The sequence below is a fragment of the Bacillus mexicanus genome (genome assembly GCF_050445615.1).
Classification (GTDB): Bacteria; Bacillota; Bacilli; order Bacillales; family Bacillaceae; genus Bacillus; species Bacillus mexicanus.
In genome coordinates, this window is record NZ_JBCEYV010000001.1 from 807,737 (window position 1) to 826,780 (window position 19,044).

17 protein-coding genes and 4 pseudogenes are annotated in these 19,044 nt (G+C 37.6%); 15 read left to right on the plus strand and 6 right to left on the minus strand.

Annotated elements, in window-relative coordinates:
* Positions 1-22: 22 nt before the first annotated feature.
* The gene (locus AAGG74_RS04535; RefSeq protein WP_429674656.1) at positions 23-406 is read left to right on the plus strand and encodes a UPF0715 family protein; all 384 of its coding nucleotides are present in this window, start codon (positions 23-25) and stop codon (positions 404-406) included.
* Positions 407-779: 373 nt separating this feature from the next.
* Here AAGG74_RS04535 and AAGG74_RS04540 read toward each other — a convergent pair whose 3' ends face one another.
* Both AAGG74_RS04540 and AAGG74_RS04545 read right to left on the minus strand, forming a co-directional pair.
* Entirely contained in the window at positions 780-956 is a 177-nt protein-coding gene (locus AAGG74_RS04540; RefSeq protein ID WP_162102782.1) for an aspartate phosphatase, read from the minus strand.
* On the minus strand, positions 946-2,082 hold the full coding sequence (locus tag AAGG74_RS04545; RefSeq protein WP_429674657.1) for a response regulator aspartate phosphatase: 1,137 nt from the start codon (positions 2,080-2,082) through the stop codon (positions 946-948). Before AAGG74_RS04545 ends, AAGG74_RS04540 begins: the two co-directional genes overlap by 11 nt.
* Before the next feature lie 491 nt (positions 2,083-2,573).
* On the opposite strand from AAGG74_RS04545, the gene xynA reads away from it, so the two are divergent.
* From xynA to AAGG74_RS04580, 7 genes and pseudogenes are all read left to right on the plus strand, one after another.
* Positions 2,574-3,215: an endo-1,4-beta-xylanase XynA gene (xynA, locus tag AAGG74_RS04550; RefSeq protein WP_225493859.1), complete on the plus strand. Its 642-nt coding sequence runs from the start codon at positions 2,574-2,576 to the stop codon at positions 3,213-3,215.
* 868 nt (positions 3,216-4,083) lie between these two features.
* Complete coding sequence (locus AAGG74_RS04555) at positions 4,084-4,911, plus strand: poly-gamma-glutamate hydrolase family protein (RefSeq protein ID WP_429674658.1); 828 nt, start codon at positions 4,084-4,086, stop codon at positions 4,909-4,911.
* Positions 4,912-5,626: 715 nt separating this feature from the next.
* On the plus strand, positions 5,627-6,523 hold the full coding sequence (locus AAGG74_RS04560; protein WP_429674659.1) for a CPBP family intramembrane glutamic endopeptidase: 897 nt from the start codon (positions 5,627-5,629) through the stop codon (positions 6,521-6,523).
* Positions 6,524-7,026: 503 nt separating this feature from the next.
* A complete protein-coding gene (locus AAGG74_RS04565) occupies positions 7,027-7,305 on the plus strand; it encodes a permease (protein ID WP_429674660.1) in 279 nt (92 codons plus the stop codon).
* Between the two features lie 196 nt (positions 7,306-7,501).
* A complete protein-coding gene (locus AAGG74_RS04570) occupies positions 7,502-8,416 on the plus strand; it encodes a VanW family protein (protein ID WP_429674661.1) in 915 nt (304 codons plus the stop codon).
* Positions 8,417-8,466: 50 nt separating this feature from the next.
* On the plus strand, positions 8,467-8,961 hold the full coding sequence (locus AAGG74_RS04575) for a hypothetical protein (protein WP_429674662.1): 495 nt from the start codon (positions 8,467-8,469) through the stop codon (positions 8,959-8,961).
* Positions 8,962-9,032: 71 nt separating this feature from the next.
* Positions 9,033-9,228: pseudogene (locus tag AAGG74_RS04580) on the plus strand (hypothetical protein); the annotation flags it as partial.
* A gap of 71 nt (positions 9,229-9,299) precedes the next feature.
* On the opposite strand, the pseudogene AAGG74_RS04585 reads toward AAGG74_RS04580, so the two are convergent.
* Positions 9,300-9,535: pseudogene (locus AAGG74_RS04585) on the minus strand (hypothetical protein); the annotation flags it as partial.
* Positions 9,536-9,814: 279 nt separating this feature from the next.
* Here AAGG74_RS04585 and AAGG74_RS04590 point away from each other — a divergent pair.
* The 4 genes and pseudogenes from AAGG74_RS04590 to AAGG74_RS04605 all read left to right on the plus strand — a co-directional run bounded on the left by AAGG74_RS04590 (position 9,815) and on the right by AAGG74_RS04605 (position 13,379).
* Positions 9,815-10,303 carry a DUF4944 domain-containing protein gene (locus AAGG74_RS04590; protein ID WP_429674663.1) on the plus strand — a complete coding sequence of 163 codons (489 nt, stop codon included), beginning with the start codon at positions 9,815-9,817 and terminating at the stop codon, positions 10,301-10,303.
* Between the two features lie 119 nt (positions 10,304-10,422).
* Positions 10,423-11,601 carry an oxalate decarboxylase family bicupin gene (locus AAGG74_RS04595; RefSeq protein WP_429674665.1) on the plus strand — a complete coding sequence of 393 codons (1,179 nt, stop codon included), beginning with the start codon at positions 10,423-10,425 and terminating at the stop codon, positions 11,599-11,601.
* Between the two features lie 314 nt (positions 11,602-11,915).
* Positions 11,916-12,142 (plus strand): annotated as a pseudogene (locus AAGG74_RS04600) (permease).
* 463 nt (positions 12,143-12,605) lie between these two features.
* Positions 12,606-13,379: an acetoin reductase gene (locus tag AAGG74_RS04605; protein ID WP_429674666.1), complete on the plus strand. Its 774-nt coding sequence runs from the start codon at positions 12,606-12,608 to the stop codon at positions 13,377-13,379.
* A 132-nt stretch (positions 13,380-13,511) separates the two neighbouring features.
* Here the strand turns inward: AAGG74_RS04605 and AAGG74_RS04610 are convergent, their stop codons facing one another.
* A complete protein-coding gene (locus tag AAGG74_RS04610) occupies positions 13,512-14,549 on the minus strand; it encodes a polysaccharide lyase family 1 protein (protein ID WP_429674667.1) in 1,038 nt (345 codons plus the stop codon).
* Positions 14,550-14,706: 157 nt separating this feature from the next.
* Here AAGG74_RS04610 and AAGG74_RS04615 point away from each other — a divergent pair, with 157 nt between their 5' ends.
* Both AAGG74_RS04615 and exlX read left to right on the plus strand, forming a co-directional pair.
* Positions 14,707-15,384 (plus strand): YoaK family protein, encoded by a 678-nt coding sequence (locus tag AAGG74_RS04615; protein WP_429674668.1) that lies wholly within the window; start codon positions 14,707-14,709, stop codon positions 15,382-15,384.
* A gap of 240 nt (positions 15,385-15,624) precedes the next feature.
* Positions 15,625-16,323, plus strand: coding sequence for an expansin ExlX (gene exlX, locus AAGG74_RS04620; RefSeq protein WP_429674669.1), 699 nt, complete (start codon positions 15,625-15,627; stop codon positions 16,321-16,323).
* A 52-nt stretch (positions 16,324-16,375) separates the two neighbouring features.
* Here the strand turns inward: exlX and hpaB are convergent, their stop codons facing one another.
* Together hpaB and AAGG74_RS04630 are read right to left on the minus strand one after the other, a co-directional pair.
* Positions 16,376-17,827, minus strand: a complete 1,452-nt coding sequence (gene hpaB, locus AAGG74_RS04625) for a 4-hydroxyphenylacetate 3-monooxygenase, oxygenase component (RefSeq protein WP_429674670.1) — start codon at positions 17,825-17,827, stop codon at positions 16,376-16,378.
* Positions 17,828-18,017: 190 nt separating this feature from the next.
* The gene (locus AAGG74_RS04630; protein WP_162102795.1) at positions 18,018-18,269 is read right to left on the minus strand and encodes a YozQ family protein; all 252 of its coding nucleotides are present in this window, start codon (positions 18,267-18,269) and stop codon (positions 18,018-18,020) included.
* A 342-nt stretch (positions 18,270-18,611) separates the two neighbouring features.
* Between AAGG74_RS04630 and AAGG74_RS04635 the strand changes: the two are divergent.
* Positions 18,612-19,043: pseudogene (locus tag AAGG74_RS04635) on the plus strand (UPF0715 family protein).
* Position 19,044 lies beyond the last annotated feature (1 nt).

A 19,044-nucleotide genomic window follows, 5' to 3' on the forward strand; every position in this document is an offset into this window, starting at 1 on the left:
GAATTAGAAAGGAGCTATAAACATGCAAGTTTTAAGGATCATATTTGTTCATGTCTTGTCTGCGTTATCAGCTGCTGTTGTTTATGTTTTTGGCATTGATTATGATGGCTACATTCCATACTTCTTAATAAGTGCTATTCTCTTTATCTTTTATTTGATATTTGCATCACCCGTTCAATATTTCTTAAATCGCAGTCCAAAAAGGTTTAACCTGAAATATTTACTCATATACATACTCTTTTCAATCTTAGTATGGTTATTCTTCGGTGCAATAACTGATCCAAAGAGTACTATAGACTTTTTAATGGGATACGAAATTTACTTATTTGGCATTTCATTCGCTGTAATCTTTTGGCTCTGGGACTCAATTTTTCTGCAAAGCAAGGTAAAGATAGCGACTAAGTAAGATTAAATATCTTAGAATTTCCCATTTAATTAAAACAACTTATCAAAAAAATTGATTTTTCATAAATATATGGGCATTTATAGCTTTGCTGCTTGATATCCTTTAATAAGTTTTACTCGGGTAAAAACAGTAAGAAGTATCAGTTACGTTATCTAATATTAAAGATGATATTAATCAGCAATTGAGTTTGAAGTGGGTTATGAAAAGAGAAGAAAGCCTGGATCCGTTATGGGGGAAAAGCAAATACAAATAAGGCTCTCAAGTGATCCTGAGAGCCTTATTTGTACGGCGCTTCACAAAACTGGTTTAAAGGACATAAATCATAAAAATCCCCCTCCCTCAAAATCGAGAGAGGGGGGGGAATAATACATCGTCAAGAAGTATGACCTCTGCTTGCAACTTCAAATGAATGGTCAGCAGTATAACCAATACTGGCTGTATGTCCTCTGCGTGCTTCTTGTACATCTTTTTGAGTGTTGACTGAATAAATGCTTATAAACCCAAATAAAACAACGGCTAAAATAAAGACAGATGCATGCTTACGTTTCATAAAGACAATCCCCTCTCTGAATTTGTTTGCGAGCGTAAAGCACTTTCTCATAAAAAGCAACAGCTGCTTTACGTTCTTCTTTCTCATTGTAATACTTCGCCGCATCTAATGCTAAATCCTCCACGTCTGAAAACATTGACTTTAATTCTAAGTAATTTAGAATGGAATTTAATTTTTCTTTGTCGTTATCTACATATAAGGCATGAATGAATTCAAACATTTTTGTCATAACCTCATTGTTAAAATTAGTGGACAAAGACAGACCATGTGCACACCAAGAAATACCCTCGAAGTGGTTTCTCATTTTAAATGTGGTTTTTGTCAACATGAGTAAGATGTCTAATAAACGATTTGAGTGCTCATATCCATTATCTTGGTATACTCTAATACCCTCCTTAAAGTACTTAGTAGCCTTTTGATAAGCTCCCTTAGCAAATGAACATAGGCCAAGATTATAAAGTGATGATCCGATTAATCGTGACATATCGATTTCTCTTGCTTTGTCTAGAGCATCTTTAAAATGAGGGATCGCTTTTTCAGGATAGTCCATATCCAAATAGTTCAGACCGATAACAAATAAGCACTGAATAACTCTTACAGTGTAGTTTTCATGTGCTCTATAACTATCGATCGCTTGAACAATGTGATACATCGACATATGTGTTTGCTTCATATGATAATAAACTTCTGCAACTTTATAGTGGAACTCTGCTCGTTCAATCTCATCTGCAACAAGTGATAATTTTCTCTCGGCTTGCTTATAGAAGCTTATGGCATAAAGATATTCGTATTGTTCAAATTCATTCATCCCCCGGAAAAAGTTAAAATAATATTCAAGAATCCCTTTTAAATCAGTTTGACTGCTTTCGATCTTTTCTAATAAGTCTGAAATGTTAGGGCGTTCTTCATTCATTGGTTTTGGTTCAAGGTAATCAAGCATCAATTGATGGCGAAAGCACATGAGAGAATAATACAGCAATAAATCTTGATCTTCTTTCATATATCTTATTTCTTCCTCAACTTCAGATTTCAATATTTCCGAATCTGGGACACTAAATAATCTTATGTATTTATACCACTCATTTATTTTTACACCAACTTTAGAAGAAGAGATCATTTGCTCCAACACAGGCCCTCCCTGAATGTATCTTATATACTAAATATGTAATATTTTATCATGTTTAAAGAAGTAAGGAATATTAATATTATCTTAAAAAAAACGAAACAAATACTCTCCTCAATTAAAAAAGGACAGGAGGTTGAATCATAATCCATTACGAAGACATTAGGATGAGTGAGTTTAGAACTTTCTTACATTTACTGAGCGGCTTAGCTGCAATGACTTTACAATCTATATCTATATTGTATGTCTTCTTTATATGAAATGGTTCGAATGTACAAATATTACTCCGTGAGATTTAGGAATAAGACCCCTCACCATATAATTTTTAGGTAATTGTAATTAAATTACAATTATTCTTGATTTTTACTTGTGAATTCATGATATTATGTTGAAGGGGACGATCAAAAGTTTGGCGTTAGTAATGAAGGATGTTTTAAAAATATGCGATTGCTACCTCATTTTAATCTCAGAAAAAATATTAGAGGAGGTAACATATGTTTAAATTTAAAAAGAAGTTCTTAGTTGGCTTAACGACAGCTTTGATGGGTATTAGCTTGTTTTCGTCAACCGCGTCTGCTGCCGGCACAGACTACTGGCAAAATTGGACTGATGGAGGCGGAATCGTAAACGCTGTCAATGGGTCTGGCGGGAATTATAGTGTGAATTGGTCCAATACCGGAAATTTCGTTGTTGGTAAAGGCTGGACTACAGGTTCCCCATTCAGGACCATAAACTATAATGCCGGAGTTTGGGCGCCGAATGGCAATGGATATTTGACTTTATATGGCTGGACGAGATCACCTCTCATCGAATATTATGTAGTGGATTCATGGGGTACTTACAGACCTACCGGAACGTATAAAGGTACTGTAAAGAGTGATGGAGGTACATATGACATATATACAACAATACGTTATAACGCACCTTCCATTGATGGCGATAACACTACTTTTACGCAGTACTGGAGTGTCCGTCAGACAAAGAGACCAACTGGAAGCAACGCTACAATTACTTTCAGCAATCATGTTAACGCATGGAAGAGTCATGGAATGAATTTGGGGAGCAATTGGTCTTATCAAGTCTTAGCGACAGAAGGATATAAAAGCAGTGGGAGTTCTAACGTAACAGTGTGGTAACAGATCAACTTTAATCAGAGGTAGCTAACGGGCTGCTGATCGTTCCTTGAGACATTTTTCCACCAACTGTATTTGTGAGTTACTAAGAGAGGCAACAGCCTTTTGCCTCGAATCTAGTGAATGATTATTAAAATCGTTAGTAATGGTTTAAGGCCTTTTTCTACTAGGAGAACAGCTGAAGGTGAGGTATTCTCCATCAGGCTTTATAACTTTCTCTATAAGTTCAGCAGACATTAATATATTGATTGAGCTTTGGCCTTAATATGTATCATCAGATATAAAATGGGTTAACCATGATGTAGGTGATTGTCTATTGTTGTAAAAAGAGGCAACAGACTTATTTAAGTGACTGTTCATCTCTTGTCTGCGTTATCAGCTGCTGTTGTTTATGTTTTTGGCATTGATTATGATAGCCGCATTCCATACTGCTTAATAGTATTATTCTCTTTATCATTTAATTTATTATTTGCGTCGTCTGTTCACTATTTCTTAAATCGCAGTCCAAAAAGGTTTAACCTGAATATTCACTCCTTAGTCTGGTTGGGCCAAGTGCTTGTTATTACTCAGCGAGTAGCAGAGGGGATACATAAGAAAACTGCATAAATAAGGCAAAGAGTTATAACTCTTTGCCTTTTGGTGTGTTCCTTAACCGATTCGCAATAGTCCCATTACATTTACGGCAATAGACAGCAATACAATGATGAAAGCGATCTCAAGTAAGAGGATCATGCCGATATTCCCAAATGGTATTTCTCCAGATTAGATTAATTAGTTAAAAGTGATTTTTTATTTAGAAAAGAGGATGATACTGATGAGGGTAAAACGAAAATAAGGATAAGCAACATTACATAAGGAGAGTTATTAATCGTTGAAGTTTAAAAACAGAATAGCGGGAAAAGAGGTTAATGCGGCAGAGAAGGCTTGCTTTGGTGAGTCTAGCTTTCTTTACCTAATACTTCGCAAGGTTACGAAGCTATATAAGTATATCATAGACAAGAAGTTTTTTACAATCATAGTCACATTATTGTTGGTATTGTTTAATATCAATTCAGTTCTAGCTGCAGATAAGTATGGCAATTTTAAAGAGTTAAAAGCAAATGAGTCACTTTTGAGCTATAACATTTTTACTGCCAATGTTGATAGGCGTGTACTTATTTTGGCTCCTCATGGAGGAGGCATTGAAGGAGGAACTAGTGAGCTTGCAAGAGAATTAAGCAAGTCTTACTCTACCTATCTATTTGAAGCTTTAAGGATACCAGGAGCTTCTGAATTTCATATTACAAGTGCGAATTTTGATGAGCCGCAAGCTTTAGATTTATTATCAAAGCATGATTTGACACTCTCGCTTCATGGTTATGCATCAAGGAAAAAACACACATTAGTCGGTGGGACAGACAGAGTAAAAGCAGCAAAACTTACATCATTACTTAATAGTGCAGGTTTTTCTGCAGAATTGCTGTCTGAAGACTCTCGTTTAGCCGGTACAAATGCACAGAATATCGCTAATAAAAATAGAACTGGTATGAGTATTCAACTTGAAATAAGCAATGGACAACGAAGAGAAATGTTTAACAAGTTTACACTGGCTGGACGGGATGGAACGAAGAATCAAGTTTTTTATGACTATATTGCTGTTCTAACTAAATTCATTGATGAAAATGTGTATGATAAGGATAGTATAGCACGGCAACTATGATGAGTAAATTCTTGCGGGGCTATGTTTGTGACTTTTTGATCACTGGAGAATTGATGCATTTAACAAAAATCAAATTGAAACTAATGGCCAGGAAAAATTTTTACTGAGAAGTAAGCTGGACCAGTCTAACAGCATAATATGGTCCAAGTTCACATTAATTTGTGAACTTTTTCAAATTAAAATGATAAACGGTCAGCCGTATATAACTGAACAACATAGGAGCACACCTGCAGCAAAAAGCAGAACACTTTTTTTGATCATTTTTGGTTTTTTACTTTTTATTTTGTTATCCTTAAAATTTTCGACTGTTTATTTACCTTGCGTTTTGCTCTTTTCTTTCATTGCAAATTTTGTGGTGTTTTATATTAGTCTCATCTTTTTATCCACCAATAATAACAAGACCTGAACTTGTATACAGGGGTTTCGGTTGCCTCATAGATATGAGAGAGGGTTAAATGACTCAACCTTAACAAAGAATATGAATACTTTTTGAGTTAATGAACAAAGTAAATTGATAGACTCATTATCAAATGCCCCTGAACTGATGGGGCGTATTTTTATTATATGTCCATTTATTAAGAAAAAGAAAAGTAAGATACAGAAATTTGAAACAATAACAGGAGCAGAGCGTATATGATAGTAAAGTTTCCATTTTAATGGCGTAATTTGCTATTTTGTTTAGTGCTTACATGGATGATATGAAAGGAGTATTCAAATGCAGCTTCACCAAACCCAAAGCGGAAAACAAAACCATCATCTTAAATGGTGGGCAATTGCCTTGCTCGGCTGGGGAGCGTTTGTATTTGCTTTGTTTTTTGCCACTTTTATCGGTTCGATGGTCCGCCAAGCAGGAGCTTCCAACCTTTTGCAGCAAGGTATCCAAGCAGGTTTAGTGTCATTTATTACTGTTCCGTTACTCTACATTCTTCTTAAACGGTTTTCTTGTAAACCTTTCTTCTCAATCGGACTGTTTGGATGGCGGCAAGCCGTTCCAAAAGCCATAATGGGAATCATGTATGTCATTTTACTCTCCGGATATGGATTCGCTATCGCCCATTTAATGGGCTGGATCAAAGTTACACAATTTCACTTTTCTGCTCATTTAGTGACAGCGCTGCTTTTAAACATGATTATCGCTTTCTTTTATGAAGCTTTTCCAGAGGAATTAACTTTCCGCGGGATTGTGTACAACGCTTTACACAGGCGATTTCATTGTTTCATAGCATTACTCCTGCAACCCATCCTATTTGTGCTTGCCCCTTTAACTGTAAGTGGTTTGCAATATATAGCAGGGATTGAGTCACCTGCTATCACATTAGGTTACATCGTTTTATTGTTGTCTTTTGGATTCATTCTTCAGCTCCTGCGTATCGTAACAGGAAGCTTGTGGACATCTATAGCCTTTCATCTAGCCTTTCTCGAAAATTCACGATTCTTCGTCCTGCAAGGAAATGAACGTTTTATTACCTATACAGAAATGGTTCCAGGGACAGGAGCACTGTTTGTGATCTTTTTTATGTTGCTGTTTGTCGGTACCCTGCTTTTAGTACCTGCAGGAATAGCTCGCTGGCGTAATGATAAGAGAAACCGCAAAGCAGTCATATCTGATTGAAACAACAGTTTTATACATAAAAGGTGAATGGGGTTAATACGAAAATATTGAATTTTATTACTGATAATATTGTCTGTGAAACTGGTGCTTTTTGTTTGGATAGTGGATGTCGAGGTAATTGATATGGAGGTAAAAATGTCTTTTTTAACAATTGTTGAATTCATTTCAATGTTAACTGTATGCGGTTTAACCGTATGGACTTTCAAAAGACAAAAAAATGTGGATGCAGATGTATTTTTTTATGCTAGTTTCATGATTTATTTGCTTGTAGCTGAAGTTGCTGTCTATGTCATATTTCAGTTTGTTTAAGAGTTTTCAGTCGTAAAAAGCATGTATATCAAGTGACAGCTGACATATAGAAGTGAATAAAGAACTGCGTGAGTTGCTGATACCTAAAGAAGTTTATAACCGCAGGGAGATTTTAATTTTGAAACGGGTTAAATAATAAAGTGTAAAAAAAGAAGGGATAAGTCATTAAAAAGCTAATTGTACTTTCTGGATTATTGGGAATATTATTATCAATTGTTGGGCAATTATTTGGAATTTTATCTGATTTATTTATTTCGGGTAATGCTCGGTATATAGGGATTTTAGCGGGAATTCTTATGTTATTTAATTTGAAGGTAAGCAAAATCGAAACGCAATCATTTATCATTAACTCAAGTACCGCAATCGGAATTATAGGTGCAGGAATTTTCTATTTTCCAGCTGCAATTGTCAATATCTTAATTGGATTTAAGCTGAACAAAAAGTTAAAAGAAGAAAAGATGAAGGAGTTATAACATCATTATTTTTAAAACAGTTATTAAAGCTAATGTCTCACATGCAGACTTTAGCTTTTTTATTGGGGATATTTAGTTGTCTGCGATGCTGTCTTCCCTCAGCTGAGGGAAGGCATTTAAAAGTGTAAACAATAAATGGGAAGAAATACATTAAAGGGAGGGCTGATGTTCATACTAATGCTCGGGAGGTACACTGATGATACAAATTTGGATTGCTGGTCTTTTATTATTAGCTCAACCGATCGAGCCGCCTGACAGCTTAACGATCACACAGCAAGGGCGGACGATTTCTGTTGTCACTCGTGAAAACTTTACAATGCCTCTTCCCGGTACCCCAATGATTGATCGAGAAAAGTACGATAAATTCATCCAGCAGTTGGATCAGCAAGTGTACCGGGAGCCAATAAATGCTGTACTCAACGATCATGGCAGCATTACCCCGGGCAGGGTTGGTTACAGGTTGTATCAACAGGCGTTCCTGGAAAAGTTTTATGCTTATTTCTATGGACAAGGCTCTTCTCAAGTAGAAGTGCCGGAATTAAATATTTATCCAAAAGTTGATAGCGAATTGCTTGCTCACATCAGCACGCAACAGCTTGGTCAGTATGTAACTTATTTTAATTCAAATAATAAAAGCCGATCGCACAATATTTCCCTTTCTGCAAAAGCGATTGATAATTATGTTATTTTCCCTAATGAGACATTTTCATTTAATCAAGTTGTAGGGATAAGAACTCGGGACAAAGGATACAAGAGTGCGCCCATTATTGTTAAAGGTGAGCTGTCGGAAGGGGTCGGCGGAGGGATTTGTCAAGTATCATCAACACTATTTAATGCAGTCGACCGTGCAGGGCTGCGAATCGTTCAGCGCTATTCTCATACAAGAAGCGTGCCATATGTTCCGCCAAGACGTGACGCAACAGTAAGCTGGGGAGGTCCTGACTTTCTCTTTCAAAATCAATATAACCAGCCAATACTCATTCGGGCCAAACGATATGGAGGAAGTATGATTGTTACGCTGTACTCTTCAGATGTGATCAATAATAAATTGAGAAAGGTTCCTAAAGCACCATCTCAAATCCCAAAAGAAATTCATGCTGAACGGCAATAAAATACTTTTCTTGGACAATCTAATGAAAAAAGAAAGAAGGGATAAATGAAGTGAAGAAGGTGTTATTTTCCTTGTGTGTTCTGTTATTTGCTTTGAATGTTGTTCAATTAAAAGCGCACGCCCTTACTTTTACGGTGCTGCCTATCACACAAAAAACAGAACAATGGTCAGTAGAAGTGAGTGAGGCAAAAAAAGTGAAAGGTTTTGCGAAACGTGACGAAGGGAGAAATCATGTATATTCCTTGGAAGTCAAAAACATAGGCGCAGAAGCAGCTGCGGTGGAGGTGGAATTGTATAGAAACGACCCTCATTCAATTACAAGATTTTCACTTTTTAGATGTCCTGGTGAAAATTGTGTCCAGCAAAAAATGGATGAGAAAACCTTAGCTGCAAGTTTAAATAATCGCTCGCCATTGAGATTTAACTATTTTATGCTGGCAGATAAGTCATCTGAATTAGAAGTTGTGATTATGTGGACGCAAAAGGGAGAAGAGGGACGGCGCTTAAAACAAACCTTTACATTCACCGAAGATGGCGTTAATTGAGCTGTGAACAATCACCTCAGGAGAAAGGACAGGGGCGGAGAGAGTCAAAATAACGAGAAAGGATGGTTTGAATGATTAAATCGATTACTTTGCCAGAGGAAAAAACGAAAATAATAGTCGGAAAACCAATCAAAAATGAGTCAAGCGTCAAAGTGACTGCAATTTATGACTATAGAGAGGAACCAGAGGAAGCTTTTTGGGTACATTTATCCGATGGAAGTGAAATGTTTGTTGATGACACCAAAGTCTTTATTGAATATGAATAGAAAAAACAACATTTTAGTTTGTTTTGCATAGCTACAGACTGTTGCATAATTAAAAAACATCTCAGTTAACCGTTAAAGACCTTTTATTTCGAAGTTTGCTAAGTCAAGATTTAGGTGTTTCAATTGTTTCACTAAAATCAAAAAGTCAGGCATTCGCCCTTTTTTAAACCTTTTGGAATATCTTCAGGATGAGCAATTTTCTATTGTTTACAAGTGAAATGCAGCCTCACTTAAATGATCCGGAGTTACAATAATGTCAATTTGATATCATGATCCTCCCTATAGCCAAACTCTATATTGCAACACGGAAAGTGCCCATACCTCATTATATCCGCAAACTTAACTTGTATATATGCTTCTGCTAAGACTCATCTCTCTCTTTGATACTGTTCACAATTGTAATCATCTTATTTTTCACATTCATGTGAGCCTAAACATATGGTTTTTATCGTTTTTGTTTAGTGGAAAAGCAACTACTTGTTGAACGCAGTCACAATCACACCGATTACGTTCAATAAGAATTGGTTTTTTCAGTAACATTTTGACCTCACTTTCCTACTAAAAGGATGAGGGAAGTGAGAATAAACATGAAAAAAAAGAAAAACATGAAAAGGTGGCTGCTGATAGCTGCTGTATTTTTGATAGTCTGTATTGTATCAATCCTTGTCATGATATCAGGAAACAAAGTGAAATATGAAGGCAGCGGCAAAAGCGGATTATGGGTTTCTAATCTTGAAAAATCAGGAAAGACATCAATTGGACCGAATTATTTTTTTAACCTGTATTGGCAGGGGAGTAAGAAGGATGAAAAACAGACGGTAGTTGAAAGAATTACTCTGTATGTGGATGGCAGAAAGTATCAAGATGATAACGTAGGGGAGTATAACTTGTCAGAATACACTGGTGAAGAAATGCCAGGTGGAGGTCAAATGGAAGACCACATTGCTACATTTGATTATATGCCTGAGGAGGAAGTGGTCGGGCATGAAATCTTGGCGAAAGTTGAGTGGAGGACAGGCGAGAAAAGACAAACAGAAGAACTCAAATTACATCAGAAGCCATGGTATAAAAAATAGTTTATTTGATGAGCAGGTGATCACATAAGTGGTCACTTTTTTTGCAGGTTTCTAGGCACAGCAATATGAGAACTTGCATAGGCTGGAATAAAAACCTGTAAATTTTTAAAATGAGGTGCTTGCTGTTGGGAAAACAACCAAACAATCATGAAGGCAGAAACGTGCCGCAGCCTATTCGAAGTGATGGAGCCGGAGCGATTGACGCGGGTCCACGAAATGTGATCCGGGATATTCAGAATCCGAATATACTTGTTCCGCCTGTTACAGATGACGGTATGATTCCAAACTTGAGATTTTCATTTTCAGATGCTCCCATGAAATTAGATCATGGCGGCTGGTCACGTGAAATCACCGTCAGGCAGCTGCCGATTTCGACCGCACTTGCAGGAGTAAATATGAGCTTGACTGCGGGAGGCGTACGTGAACTTCATTGGCATAAACAAGCCGAATGGGCTTATATGCTTTTAGGACGTGCCCGCATTACCGCAGTTGATCAAGAGGGACGAAATTTCATTGCTGATATCGGTCCAGGCGATCTTTGGTACTTTCCCGCAGGAGTTCCGCATTCGATTCAAGGCCTGGAACATTGCGAGTTTCTGCTCGTCTTCGATGATGGAAACTTTTCAGAGTTTTCAACGTTAAGCATTTCAGATTGGTTTGCACACACGCCCAAAGATGTTCTGGCTGCAAATTTTGGTGTCCCAGAGAATGCGTTTCGCTCTATTCCTTCAGAACAAGTGTATATCTATCAAGGGAAGGTACCGGAATCGGTCGCCAGTGAAGGTATTCAGTCACCTTACGGAAATGTCCCCTTGACCTTCAAATATGAGTTGCTGAATCAAACTCCCATTCAAACGCCTGGCGGGAGCGTGCGAATTGTGGATTCTTCCAACTTCCCGATTTCTAAAAACATAGCGGCAGCACTTGTTCAGATAGAGCCCGGCGCTATGAGAGAGCTTCATTGGCATCCGAACAGTGATGAGTGGCAGTATTATCTGACAGGACAAGGACGCATGACAGTGTTTACCGGCAACGGGACTGCCCGTACATTTGATTATAGAGCAGGTGACGTTGGATACGTGCCTTCTAATGCAGGACACTATATACAAAACACGGGCACAGAAACGTTATGGTTTTTAGAAATGTTCAAAAGTGACCGCTATGCAGACATGTCGCTCAATCAGTGGATGGCATTGACGCCCAAAGAATTAGTGCAAAGCAATTTGAACGCAGGATCAGCCATGCTCGATTCCCTGCATAAGGAAAAAGTGCCTGTTGTGAAATATCCTGACATGTAAAGAAGGTAACTGTCCTACAATCGTTTTCAATTTTTATTAAGTGAAGCGCCGGGATGATCATTAGAATACGATAACTCGTGTTAAATCCCTATGTAAGAAATGTTATATAGGGTTTTTCTGCTTGAATAGGAATGTTGCGACCTTGAAAATGAATACGTGGAAATGATAACCATTATCTGATCACAATTTTTAACACAACGAAAACTGTAGTCTTTATTATTGATTACGCAAAATGAAAATGGCCTTTAAGAAGGTCGAGAATGAAATCACTCACTTTTCTATCTAGTTTCTTGTGTCATTGCCATCCGGGGACAATGGCTAATGGACTGATAATACTTTTCAATTTGATTGACAGTCAAGCGGCGACAAAACATTACATAATAAGTGTAAGTACAATTTTAGGCATCATAGGTGTAGGATTTAGGAGGAAAAATAGATGGATTCACTTCAATGGACTTATATCATTTTTACAATCATAGGTGCTACAGGTTTTATAAGTTTAATGTGGTTCAGTTATTTTTCTGACAGAACTGAAAAGTGAAGCGAATTTCATTCTGCTGTTGAAGAATAGCAAAGTATCAATAAGGGATGTAAACCTTTAAATAACTAAATGATCTATGTACTAAATTTTCAATATAAAAGAATAAAACTGCACTAAGCAAAAAAATACTTAATACTAATAAAAAACACAATGCTACTCATCAGCGGCTCAGGTGTAAATTCACTAATAATGAAGCCTGACATGCATCATTATCATAAGAAAACAAAAATATACTGCCGCGATCGACATTTTGTTTTGATATCAAGTCATGTCCATCCATAAAAACGCTCGGTTGGAATGGGGCAGTGTTTGCAACAGGCGGTTTTCAAAAGAATGGTTTATCGGTTATTGTTTCAAATGAGCCAAGCTTTTTTTGTCTCTACAGTTCAAATGATGCAAAGACAACATGATTTGTTACAATAAAAGTGTAGTCACGATAACTCATTGCGAAAGGGGAATAATTATGACCAAGACAGCAATCGTTACGGGTTCTGCAGGAGGATTAGGAAGAAGCATCGCAGAGAGACTATGCCAAGATGGTTTTCAGGTAGTGCTGCATGATATTAATGAAACACTGCTGAATGAAACGGTTTCAGATTTTAAAGAGAAACACTTTCAAGTGATTGGAGTAACGGGTGATGTATCAAAACGTGATGACCAATTCAATTTGGTTAAAGAAGCGGTAGATCACTTTGGCGGTTTAGATGTTTTTATTAACAATGCGGGGATTGAAGCTGTTTCCCCATTTTTGGAGATAACAGAAGAACAGCTGAATAAATTATTTCAGGTTAACGTCAATGGAGTTGTCTTTGGCACTCAAGCTGCCGCTGACCAGTTTATGAAACAAAACACAAAGGGTAAAATCATTAATGCTTGCAGTATAGCGGGACAAGAGTCATTTGAAATGCTGGGAACCTATTCAGCGACAAAACATGCAGTGAAATCTTTTACACATTCAGCTGCTAAAGAGCTGGCAAAGCATAAAATAACAGTGAACGCATATTGTCCCGGAGTTGCAAAAACAAAAATGTGGGATAGAATAGATGAAGAAATGGTGAAGCATAGTGATGATTTGCAGCCGGGAGAAGCTTTTGAAAAATTTTCTTCTGAAATCGCTCTAAAGAGATACCAAACACCTGAGGATGTTGCCAATCTGGTATCATTTTTAGCTTCAGACGCTTCAGATTATATCACTGGTCAGGCGATAGTAACTGATGGCGGACTGGTATATAGATGATATCTTTATATTTACGAGAGCCTGATATAATAAAGCAGTTCTTGTGAAAAAAGGTGCTTTGTTTGAAGGGGATTTCTTGAAAAAAGTAAGCATACAAAAGAGGCCGAGCGTTTTACGCAGGCCTCTTTTGTATCAGTAGCCAAATACTAGTGTTGTACTTTGTGATCCGGCATATTTCGTAACGAATTCTTTTGTATATTCCGGTGTTTGCACACGGTAGCTGTAATGAGACCAAGGATTCCAAGAAGTCAGTGGAGAGGTTTGCTTGTTGAGAGATGGATAGCTGCCTGTATCCTTAAAATAACCTGTGCCTTTGTCATCGAGGATACCGCCTTTTTCACTGCCTTTTCCAAAATAATTATATTCGGAATATATTTTTGCTTTTGTGGCAATCGTGATCGCCTGGTTAAAGTTGTTGCTGTAATTGTTTTTAACATGAAAATAACCGTATCTCATGAGGCCAGGGCCTCTTACATATAAGTTTTCAAAGTAATTGTTGGCGATTGTCATGTGGGGATAGCCGTCATATTGATGCTGCGAATCATCTGGATATCCTAAAATCAAGCCATATTTATGATTCGCAAATTTTGAGTTGCTGATGGTGATATAATCTGCCGATTTTCCGATATACAGAAGTTTGTCCAAATCATTGCCGCTTGCACTATAGCTGTGACCTGAGAATGTGACGTGATCAATCCAATAGTTGATGCCGGAATCTAAATAAAGCTGGATATCGTTATTTCCGTTAATCTGCGGACTGTGTTCAAAAGTCAGGTTTTGAAAAATAACGTTTTCGGAGGAAGGTGAAGTTGTGAGAAAAATGTTTTTCAACGTTTTTTTCGCGTAAGAGCCTACGAGTGCTTTATTTGAGCCAATGGTGACTGTTGTTTTTGAAGATGTGGTAAGATTATTTTGAAGGACTAAAATTTTCGGAGTGGCTCCTCCTAGATGTGCCTTTAAATCATTTACACTTTGAATGTAAACAATCTGACCATTTTTTCCGCCCGTTGTGCTCGCTTTAGACATTCCTTTTTCATTTTTAGCATTTCCAGCAAATCCTAAGAGGCCATTCGTAGAGGTATTTGGAAAATCAACGGCTCCAAACGTTTTTTCAGGCAAGAGAACCAATAACAAACTAAAAACTGCGAACCATAAACAAAATCGTTTCATCATACGCTTCCTTTCTAATGTAATCATTTCCTTGTGAAGATTATCATTTCATAAAATGGTATTATTTGGTAGTTTCTATTTTCCTAATTTATAAATATACAAACTGCGCTAAAAGACATACTAACAATTGAAAACAGAAGAAAGGGTTGATGCGCCATTGACTGCAGCAACATACCGAAACATCCTGCTTATTCTTTTATGTTTAACAGCTGGAATCGTGGATGTAATCGGATATCTTAGCCTTGGACATGTGTTCACGGCCAATATGACTGGGAATATTGTATTGCTAGGGTTAGGAATCGGCAAATCCCTTGAAGCTACAGTTTTTCATTCATTGATCGCGCTAATCGGATTTATAGGCGGTGTGATGATTTCGACACTGATGGTCGGAAAGGCAGAAAACACCCTTTGGCCTCCTGCTGTGACTAAAGCACTGGCACTTGAAGCATTCATTTTATTTGTCTTTTCTTGTCTTTCTTTTTATTCGGCTTTTGTTCCTGTATACATTCTTATTATTCTCTTGAGCATTTCCATGGGGATACAAACAATGGCAGCCAAAAAATTGGGAGTCGCAGGCATTACTTCAATTGTGTTAACGGGAACACTGGCTTCTCTATTAGAGGATTTGTCCAATCGATTATTTTTTAAGAAAAAGAAGAAAACATTTTTAAGAGATACTGTGTTAAGAGCGCTGGCGGTTGTCTTTTATTGCCTTGGGGCTTTTATTGTAGCTTTGGCTAATCCTGAATTTCATAACGTCATCATTTGGGTTCCGATCGTGCTGATATTTGGCATCATGATGACAGCTAAGTTAAAACTGAGCGGGGAAAAATAAGAGCTGCAAACAGCTCATTTATTTTGTTTATGGTTATGCGGATGCTATTCAGAAATGCAAAATAAGAATTTCGTCTGGTAGGTATGTGCGTTCATTCGTTGTATCTTTTTGAAAAAACTGCCTATGTGTGATGAATCTGCCTTACATAATCTATGAATCTATGTCCTCTTTCAATGAAGGTGGGTTGAGACTTATGATGAAAATGATTCTCATTTAAAGTCTGAATTGAGGAGGACATGTATGAAAAAGAATCTCAGTGCAATTGTGGGTATGGTTTTGTTGATGATCCTTTGTTTTTCTCCGCAAGCTTTGGCCGCATATGATGACCTGCATGAAGGCTATGCAACGTATACGGGGTCAGGTTATTCAGGAGGGGCTTTCTTGCTGGATCCAATTCCTTCTGATATGGAGATTGCCGCAATTAATCCGGCAGATCTCAATTACGGGGGAGTGAAAGCGGCACTTGCAGGCTCTTATTTGGAAGTTGAAGGTCCAAAAGGAAAAACAATTGTCTACGTAACCGATCTGTATCCAGAAGGCGCTCGTGGAGCTCTTGATCTGTCACCGAATGCTTTTCGAAAAATTGGTGATATGAAAGACGGAAAAATCAACATTAAATGGCGTGTTGTCAAAGCTCCAATCACCGGTGATTTCACGTACCGGGTCAAAGAGGGCAGCAGCAGATGGTGGGCTGCAATTCAAGTCAGAAATCACAAGTATCCTGTTATGAAAATGGAATATGAAAAGAATGGCAAGTGGATTAACATGGAAAAAATGGACTATAACCATTTTTCCGGCACTCATTTAGGGGCTGGTTCTCTCAAAATCAGAATGACCGATATCAGGGGGAAAGTGGTGAAAGACACCATTCCGAAGCTGCCTGAAAGCGGAACGTCAAAAGCATATACAGTGCCGGGGCATGTGCAATTTCCAGAATGAAAAATACGAAACAGCGGACTTTTTCCCGCTGTTTTTTTCATACAAACAGATATCAATTATCAGCGTCTCTTTGCAGAAATGTTTTAATCATGTTCACATGCTGCTGCTTGGGATAGCTGGTATACAGTCTGCTTGAAATCCGAATAGGATCCCCGAAAAAGTATCTTTCATAGTGAGTTTGCCTTGTGCCGAAGGAACTCATCGTTAAATCCCACGCTAACCGGAATATTTTCACACGCTCAAAAGCATTTGTATTGACTGCTTGAAGGTATTGGTCAAGATCTTCCGAAATCTCTGAGTCAAACGCGTTTTCTGTCGGCAGCGTTACCATTCCGCTGGCACCAATTAACTGAATAATTTCAGTGAAACGAGGATATAGAGTTGGAATGATTGTACTGATGACTTGAAGAGGAATTAAACTGGGACGCATATAGCCGGCTTCATCTAATTGTGCGTCATTTTCTGATTTGTCAATGAGTGCTTTGATTGTCTCCAATCCGACAATGATTTCGGAGAGCTTTTCTTGTATATGCTGATATTCAGACACATTAATGGTGTCGACCAGAAGCTGTGCAACTCCTAATAGAAATTCAATTTTGACCATTTGCCTAATGACGACCTGATGAAAGGTAAAGGCATGAAAAGAGCTTTTCGCCATAAAATCATTAGCTGCTTCAACATTATCGTAAAAAAACACACGATTCCAGGGTACCAACACGTGATCAAAAACGACGATTGAATCCATTTCTTCATATCTTGAGCTTAAGGGATGATTAAAGGTCGACTCGCTTAATACAAATGATTCTCTTGTGATGAATTTGACACCTTTTGTATTAGAGGGAATCGAAAAAGCAAAGGCTTCATCCTTTTCAAAATAAAATTTTGGTGCCGAAAAAACCAAGATTTCATCAGTTAATCCACCTTGAGTTGCAAGCAGACGTGCGCCTTGAATGATCAATCCTTTTTCCGTTCTATCAATGACTTTAGCTGATATCGGCTTTTCACTGATTCCAAAATAGGACTGTGACCGGTTCACTTGGGGGGTAATGAATGTATGGGTAAAGGAAAGGTCGTTTTTAGCGGCTTTCTGATACAAGTTTAGTATGTGTTCCGGAAAGCAATTCTCTTTTTCTCGTAAAAGCTCTGCTGATGATGCAAAGCTCATCATCACCGTATTCATATAATCCGGACTTCTCCCCATCATTCCGTGAGTATGTCTAGCCCACTGTTCAATCATCTTCCTTCTTTTACTCAAATCGCTCTTGGTTTTAGGCTGGAGATAGGAAAGACCAATTCGCTCATAATCTCCAGAAAGACGATAAGTCATTTCGTTTATGAACTCATCTTTCGTTTGCAAATCATAAAGAGAGCTTTTTGTTTTGATAATTCCTTTAAACGCAGGATGTTCAGAAATGTTACCCTCTATTTTTTTGCCATCATACCAAATTTCGTTTTCTAGTTTGTTCAATCGGTCAATGAATTCTTTTCCATTGATAATCCCCATTTGACGTTTCGCTCCTTCAAATATGCTGCGTATGATCATTATATTTTCGAAAGAACTGCCTGTTCAGCCAATTTGAGATAGGAAAAGCCTTTTTTAATCTGTTTTACTATTTGATAGCTCCCATAGATTTTACTGAGGTGAATTTAAAACGGAACTAACTGCCTTCTGTCAAGTCAGCTCCGCTTGAATACTAGTCTAGATTTTGATCGATCGTTCCTTCAAAATAATCATCACTGACTTGTTCATGAGTTTCAGCCAACCCTTTTTCTAATTGCGTGGTTCCTTTATAATCCGAGGGATCAAAATATCGTCCGGCCACATCCGTGGTGTCGCTTCTGTTATGACTTTCAGTTTTTGCATTTTGTTGAACATCATCTTCCTTGCCTATTGAAGAAAATCTTTTATAATCATCAGGTCTGTCGGCTTCATTTTTTTGAGTCACTTTACTTCCTCCAGGTTATTGAATTTTTAGTGTGGGTATAAAACGTATTTCATTGTTTTAGATCGCCTTTACCTAATTTTCCTGTTTGTTTCACTCCTTTACGAAAAGTGTTGAATATCACCTCTTTTATTCTGTCTGTTAGGCAGGTATTCATTCACTTTTTTCATTCGCGGTTTTGTCGATCAAAAGAGGCATCTTCATACCAGTCATATTATTTAATAAAAAGAACGTCATGTTTGAAACCTTCTAGTAGCGCATGGCGTATGGCATGTTGGGGTAGACAACTTGATGAAAGAAATACAAAGGTTTAGAAATGAATTAATCAAACAGGAAGGTGAAAAAATGAAAAGCACTGCAGCATATTATGTAATGACATTAGGGCTGTCCAGCCTTACGTTTGGTTTAATTTTTGGAGATATTCTTTTTTTATTATGTTTGGCGATTTGATCATTGCATTGATTACGGCAGCCATTGCTTTCTTATACGGCGTTGTGATGTATGGCCTTTTTGCTTTTCCGCTGCAAATGATATTGCAGAAAAAAGCGAAAACATTCAATGTCATGCATCTATTGATTTACATTGTCCATTGTCATTGCTTTTATCGCAGCTTTCCTGCTTTTTGTTATCGGTTATCCTGAGTCAATAGCATGGGCATTGCAATCGTACTTTTATTATATGGTAAGTATTGTAGCTGCACTGATCTACTGGTTTTGGGATTCGCTAATTCTTTATAAGCGTACAGTTTCCACGCATCAAACAAATCGGAGAAACTGAA